The sequence below is a fragment of the Desulfonatronospira sp. genome (genome assembly GCA_003563255.1).
GTDB lineage: Bacteria > Desulfobacterota > Desulfovibrionia > Desulfovibrionales > Desulfonatronovibrionaceae > Desulfonatronospira.
In genome coordinates, this window is sequence record PWSL01000228.1 from 1 (window position 1) to 6,512 (window position 6,512).

At 50.9% G+C, this 6,512-nt stretch carries 4 protein-coding genes and 1 pseudogene; 4 read left to right on the forward strand and 1 reads right to left on the reverse strand.

Annotated elements, in window-relative coordinates:
- The first annotated feature begins 1,588 nt into the window (after positions 1-1,588).
- Together QZP87_RS06695 and trmFO are read left to right on the forward strand one after the other, a co-directional pair.
- Positions 1,589-2,788, forward strand: a complete 1,200-nt coding sequence (locus QZP87_RS06695) for a putative sulfate/molybdate transporter (protein ID WP_291322146.1) — start codon at positions 1,589-1,591, stop codon at positions 2,786-2,788.
- Entirely contained in the window at positions 2,785-4,122 is a 1,338-nt protein-coding gene (gene trmFO / locus QZP87_RS06700; RefSeq protein WP_291322147.1) for a methylenetetrahydrofolate--tRNA-(uracil(54)-C(5))-methyltransferase (FADH(2)-oxidizing) TrmFO, read from the forward strand. Before QZP87_RS06695 ends, trmFO begins: the two co-directional genes overlap by 4 nt.
- Here trmFO and QZP87_RS06705 read toward each other — a convergent pair.
- Complete coding sequence (locus tag QZP87_RS06705; protein WP_291322148.1) at positions 4,103-4,498, reverse strand: secondary thiamine-phosphate synthase enzyme YjbQ; 396 nt, start codon at positions 4,496-4,498, stop codon at positions 4,103-4,105. The genes trmFO and QZP87_RS06705 overlap by 20 nt on opposite strands.
- Before the next feature lie 550 nt (positions 4,499-5,048).
- On the opposite strand from QZP87_RS06705, the gene QZP87_RS06710 reads away from it, so the two are divergent.
- Positions 5,049-5,771, forward strand: coding sequence for a Mut7-C RNAse domain-containing protein (locus tag QZP87_RS06710; protein WP_291322149.1), 723 nt, complete (start codon positions 5,049-5,051; stop codon positions 5,769-5,771).
- 166 nt (positions 5,772-5,937) lie between these two features.
- Positions 5,938-6,512, forward strand: a pseudogene (locus QZP87_RS06715) (M48 family peptidase); the annotation flags it as partial.

The following is a 6,512-nucleotide window of genomic DNA, read 5'->3' on the forward strand; positions in this document are numbered from 1 at the left end:
AGTAGTCTTTTTCTTAAAAAATAAGTGCGGAACATTTACAGTGCCAAGCGCTGAACCCCCGTCATGGCTCAAATTTTTCTTGTTTTTTGTGACAGGGTTTCAGGAGTAAGTCACTAACACATTCGGTCAGTTGAGATTCTTGTAACAGTTTAGCCATTTGCATGTGGCATGAGGACTGGCTCTCCCCGCACTTATTTATAAAACCTGTCAATCATCCTTCAGAAAAAGTTTTGGGGGTGCCTGTCCCCTGCTTTCCTTAAAAAGGGCTAAACTGTTACAGATTCTTAAAAATGCAATAAATCCAGAGTGTTGTACGGAAACCTTTGATTGTTCTGTGAACAAAGACATAGAAAAAATAATCTGTTTAAAAAATTAAATTTTGTCAAGTTATTTCGTATTTCAATTCAGGCCAGATAATTGTCAGTGACTTACTCCTGAAACCCTGCCTGTCACGCATATGGCGTGATTAAACAAATCCGAAGGATTTCCTGCAAAGCAAGGTTTAACTGGGCTTGCCCCGATAAACAATGCTGAATGCGTTCCTGCTTAGCAAAGTTTAACCGGAGTCACAATAAACAAGAAAAATTTCGAACAAAGACGGGGCTCGAGCGCCTGGTACTGGGACTGTCACCGCTCAGAACCAACCAGGTCAAAAGCAACCAGCTTTGCGAATGAGAGATGTCAGAAACCTATAATATGTTGTCGCAGGGACTGTCCTAATGAAGATAATAAAGGGATGCCGAAACAGGCCCGGGGACAGTCCCCGCGACCCCTTATCCGCACAAATACAAAAAGTACAGACGCGAAATTTTGTGAAGCTGCATAATCATTACTTACCCAGGGACAGTCCCCAGGGCCTGGTGCCGGTAATCAACACCGAGGATCCCCTGAATGGTTACGTTACCACGGAAACTGTCCTCGACTTCAGGACGGTCCCAAAACGGGTTTTCAGAAACGCGTGATGCTCCCGCTAAGAAAATAGTTTATTGTCCACCGCAGGGTTTGGTTGGTGCGAGCCAATAGTCCAACTGGAATTTTTTTTCATACGGAAAAGGTTTTACTACCTCAACAACTCCTTGTCAGCCATGCTCCATTTTAGTACTGATTCTTCCTGACCTGGTAACTATTCAGAGGGTCCTCGGTGGTGATAACCGGCCGGAATCCGCCCCCTGAAAGTTTACATGACTTGATTGACAAAAGTGTAACCATTCAGGGGGATGGATACCGGCAGGGGACAGTCCCCGCGACACTTTTCCTGCACAGGTACAAAACGTGTATCTGTTTAGCGCTTTTATTGACACAGATAAAAGAGATTGAAGAAGCATGTTTTTTCCTTGCGGGAATAAGACCCCAGTTGAATCCTTTCAGAGCAGCTGTCGCTGCATTCAATCACGCCACAGGCGTGACAGGACCCGCAAGGAAAAGGCATCAGCCGCTTGCGCGGCGGGGGATCACCGAACCAGGAACCAGGAACGAAGAACCAGGAACCAGGAACGAAGAACCAGGAACCGATTTTTTGCGACCAACATGTTTGTTTGAAATTTGTGCAACGCGCTGACAGATACAAATTCAACCGGCAGGATAATTTATGAGTGTACCATACAAATTCAACCGCCAGGAACTGGCCGGATCCCTGGGAGATCTGGGCGTGGTTCTGCCTCTGGGCATAGCCATGATTCTGGTCAACGGCCTGAACCCCCTGGGGCTTTTTTTCTCGGTGGGTCTGTTCTACTTGCTGTCCGGGATGTACTACCGTATTCCCGTGCCGGTGGAACCCATGAAGGTCATTGGCGCTTATGCCGTGGCCACGGGCATTACAGCCTCGGAAATCATGGCCTCTTCTCTGCTTATCGGAGTGCTTCTGCTCATAATCGCCCTTACCGGAGCCATGACCCTCATTGGCAGGTATACCCCCAAGGCGGTCGTCCGGGGAGTGCAGCTTTCCACCGGGCTTTTGCTCATGGCCGAGGGGGTGCGCTTCATGATCGGCACTTCCACCTTTCAAAAGATCCAGGAAGCAGCCGAGCCCTACCTGGTAATCCAGGACATCGGTCCTGTACCTTTCGGCCTTATCCTGGGTCTGGTGGGCGGGGTAGTCACCCTGCTTCTTCTGGACAACAAAAAACTTCCTGCAGCCCTGGTGGTGGTCCTGGGGGGCATGCTGGTGGGTCTTTTGCTGGGCACCCGGGAGGGTCTGTCCCAGGTGTCTCTGGGAATCAACCTTCCGGAGTTCATGCCTTTCGGGTTTCCTTCGGGTGTGGACTTCTCCTTTGCCCTGCTGGTGCTGGTCCTGCCGCAGCTGCCCATGACCCTGGGCAATGCGGTCATCGCCAACGTGGATTTATCCAGGCAGTATTTCGGAGAGGCCGCCCACAGGGCAACCTATAAGGCCAACTGCATCACCATGGCCCTGGCCAATTTCTTTTCCTTCTTCGTGGGCGGGATGCCCCTTTGTCACGGTGCAGGGGGGCTGGCCGCCCATTACCGCTTCGGGGCCAGGACCCCGGGCTCCAACGTGATCATCGGAGCCATATTCATATTCCTGGCTGTGTTGCTCGGAGTGAACATCCTGGGCATTCTCTATCTCATCCCCATGGCCGTGCTGGGAGTGCTGCTTGTTTTTGCAGGCAGTCAACTGGCCTTGACCATAATGGATTTAAAGGAGCGCAAGGAATTTTTCGTTGTCTTCACCATCGTGGGCATCACCCTGGCCACCAATCTGGCAGCCGGGTTTATTGTGGGCATAATCGTGGCTTATATCCTCAAATCTGAAAAACTTTCCATATGAATCAAAGCATTGCCATAATCGGTGGGGGGCTGGCCGGATGCGAGGCTGCTCTGCAGCTGGCCCGTCAGGGGGTATGGGTAACCATCTTCGAGATGAAGCCGCAAAAGTTTTCTCCGGCACATGAGAGCCCCTCTCTTGGAGAGCTGGTCTGTTCCAATTCGTTTCGCTCCATGGAAACGGTCACCGGGGTGGGTCTTTTGCAGCAGGAGATGCAGAAACTAGGCAGCCTGGTTATGGAGGCCGCCCTCAAGCACAGGGTGCCGGCGGGCAAGGCCCTTGCAGTGGACCGGGACAAATTTGCAAAGCACTTGACCGGCAGGGTGGAAGAACATGATCTCATCCGCGTGCATAGGCGTGAAATCCAGGATCTGGATGCCCCGGAGCTTCAGGAATTTGATGCGGTTATCATTGCAGCGGGTCCTTTGATCAGCGATCCCCTGGCCCAAAGCCTGTTTCGGATTATCGGGGCTCGGGATCTGTATTTTTATGACGCTATTGCCCCCATAGTCAGCGCGGAATCCATTGATTATGACAAGACCTTCTGGGGTTCCAGGTACCGGCCCGCAGACGAAGATTATCTCAATTGCCCCATGAGTGAAGAGGAGTATTACCGGTTTTACCATGAACTGGTTGGTGCGGAAAAAGTCCCGGCCCGGGACTTTGAAGACGAGAAACATTTCCAGGGATGCATGCCCATCGAGGCCATGGCTGAAAAAGGAGAGCTGACCATGGCCTATGGTCCGCTCAAGCCGGTGGGCCTGGTGGACCCCAAAACAGGGGAGCAGCCATTTGCCGTGGTGCAGCTGAGGGCTGAAAACCTTGAAAAGACCGCCTTCAACCTGGTGGGATTTCAGACCCGGCTGAAGCTCGGAGAGCAAAAAAGGGTCTTCAGCATGATACCCGGTCTGGATAATGCCGAATTTTTGCGACTGGGCAGCATGCACAGGAATACTTTTGTCAATGCCCCCCAGGTATTAACCGAAAAGCTTGAACTCAAGGCCAGGGCAGGGGTTTACCTGGCCGGGCAGATAAGCGGGGTAGAGGGGTACCTGGAATCCGCAGCCTGCGGGCTGTGGCTGGGACTGCGCCTGGGCCTGGAATACAAAGGAATCAATCCGCCCAGACCGCCGGGGGACACGACCCTGGGGGCGCTTATGAATCATCTTCAAAGCGATGCCAGGTATTTTCAGCCCAGCAATATTCATTTCGGGCTGTTCCCGCCTCTGAAAGCCAGGGCAAAAAAGGCCAGACGCAAGGAACTTCATGCCCAGAGAGCCCTGGAAAGCTTTGAGAAATGGCTGTCTGAGATCGTGGCTATCCAGCAATCCACTTGACCCAGATCTTTCTGGACCTGGGGCCGTCGAACTCGGTAAAGAAGATTTTCTGCCAGGTGCCCAGCATGAGCCTGCCGTTGTCCACGATGACCTGTAGCGATGGTCCCATGAGGCTGGTCTTGATGTGGGCGTCACTGTTGCCTTCGGTGTGCTGGTAGTCCCCGCTGCGGGGAATGAGTCGCTCCAGGTATACCAGGATGTCCCGGACCACAGAAGGGTCGGCCCCTTCGTTTATGGTCAAGGCGGCCGTTGTGTGGGAAGAATAAAGGGTCAACACTCCGTTTTGCAATTTGTTTGAGGACAGGTAATCCTGTACCTCACGGGTAATGTCCAGAAATTGCTCTCTCTTGGTGGTCTTGACCTTGAGGGAATCCATATTATACCTCCAGGGTTACTATTATAGCGACACTTTGTATAAATGAGCGCCTCGGCAACCGGGGACAGGCACCCCCGCACTAATTTTTCTGAAGGATGTTTGACGGCATTTTAAAAATAAGTGCGGGGGAGCCAGTCCCCTTCCAGCTTAAATAAAGTGTCGCTGTAGTGCTACTACAACGAAATATTTAAACTATGTATCTGCTCAGCGCTTTAAATGTGGCATGGCTTCCAGCCCGTCTACGGCTCGTAAGTCCCGTGTCTGCGGGCACAGCCCGCGTTGGTTCTTAGCGGGGACAGTCCCAGTACCAGGCGCTGAAACCCCGCCATGGTTCAAATTTTTCTTTTTTTGTATCTGCTTAGCACTACAGCGAAACTTATAAAAACTTTCCTACCTGTCTAAATTGGGGACAGGCACCCCCGCACTAATTTTTCTGAAGGATGATTGACAGGTTTTAAAAATAAGTGCGGGGAGAGCCAGTCCCCGGAGGTCAATAAATAAGTTTCGCTGTAGTGTTAGCGCTTTTAAGGAAAGCAGGGGACAGACTGCAATGAACCACATTATAATCTGCTTTCACCAGGAAATTAGTGCTTTTTTCAGGCTGCCCGACAAGACTAATTATATACTGCAAAGAAGGGCCGGCATCAAGGACATAATCGAAGCCCATGGTGTGCCGCATACCGAGGTTGGAGAGTTGCTGGTAAACGGTCTGGCAACCGGTTTTGACTATATACCCTGCCCCGGGGAAGAGATCACGGTAAACCCCGTTCAGGTGCCGGCGGACGTGACCAGGCCCACCCTGTTGCGCCCTACCCCTTACCCGGAAGTCAAATTCATAGCGGATGTCAACGTGGGCAAGCTGGCTATACTTTTGCGCATGCTGGGGCAGAATACCTTATGGAGCAACAGTTATGGGGACCGGGAAATTGCTGCTCTGTCCGCCCAGGAACGTCGCATCGTACTATCCACTGACAGAGGGCTTTTGAAGCGCAAAGAGATCGTTCACGGCCGCCTGATCCGGGCCTGTAATCCTGATGACCAACTGCGCGAGGTTGCCGGGCTTTACAGCCTGGATCTTTCATGCATTTTTTCCAGGTGTCTGAAGTGCAACCAGATTCTCGAGCCGATACCCAAGTCCAAGATAATTCACCGTTTAAAGCCCAGGACCAGAAAATTCTACGACTATTTTGAAATCTGTCCCGGGTGTGAGCGCATCTACTGGAGAGGCTCACACTGGGAAAAGATGTGCACTCGTATCCAGAACGCAGGCTGAAAGACGGTAAAGTATCGCGGGGACTGTCCCCAGTCACGCCAGAGGCGTGATTCAGGCACCCCCTGAATGCTTACATCAACTTTTACCACCTGATTTTTTTACCTTGTATATTTTACTTATTTTACCTTTAAGTTTTTAGCTCTCAAGGATACCAAAGGAGACCGACTTGGAAGTATTTATAATTGCGGTTGTGGCAACCCTGCTCGGGATTAAGGTCTGCTGGCAGACTTTTCTGGCCTGGTTGAACCGTTCCCGGGTCCTGGGAGTCAGGCATTCGCCTTCAGATACAGTGCTAAGAGTAATGGACCAGGATACCTATGAAAGGTCAGTGGATTATACCCTGGCCAAAAACAGGCTGGAGTTTTTCAATATATGGTACGGAGCCTTTGTACTGGCAATAATACTGTTTTCAGGGATTCTTCCCTGGCTTTATCACCAGTTTTTTTATTCCGGCACTGACTGGCAAGTTTTGAGGGATAGTTTTTTTCTGACAGTTATCTACCTGGTGATTGCCGTTACAGGGCTGCCTATTGATTATTATTCCCAGTTCAGACTTGAAGAGAGTTTTGGGTTCAACAAAAGCACCAGAAGTCTGTGGATTGCGGACCAGGTAAAAAGTTTAATTATCGGCGCGGTTATAGCCGTACCGCTTTTGAGCCTGATTATCTGGCTGATAATCAAGATGGGCAGCCTGTGGTGGATCTGGGCCTTTGCCGTGGTCTTTGTTTTTCAGTTGGTTAT

What these genes read in the sequence shown, in the direction of transcription:
- QZP87_RS06695 (WP_291322146.1), top strand. Translation starts at nt 1,589, where the DNA reads ATGAGTGTACCATACAAATTCAACCGCCAGGAACTGGCCGGATCCCTG.
- trmFO (WP_291322147.1), top strand. Translation starts at nt 2,785, where the DNA reads ATGAATCAAAGCATTGCCATAATCGGTGGGGGGCTGGCCGGATGCGAG.
- QZP87_RS06705 (WP_291322148.1), bottom strand. Translation starts at nt 4,498, where the DNA reads ATGGATTCCCTCAAGGTCAAGACCACCAAGAGAGAGCAATTTCTGGAC.
- QZP87_RS06710 (WP_291322149.1), top strand. Translation starts at nt 5,049, where the DNA reads ATGAACCACATTATAATCTGCTTTCACCAGGAAATTAGTGCTTTTTTC.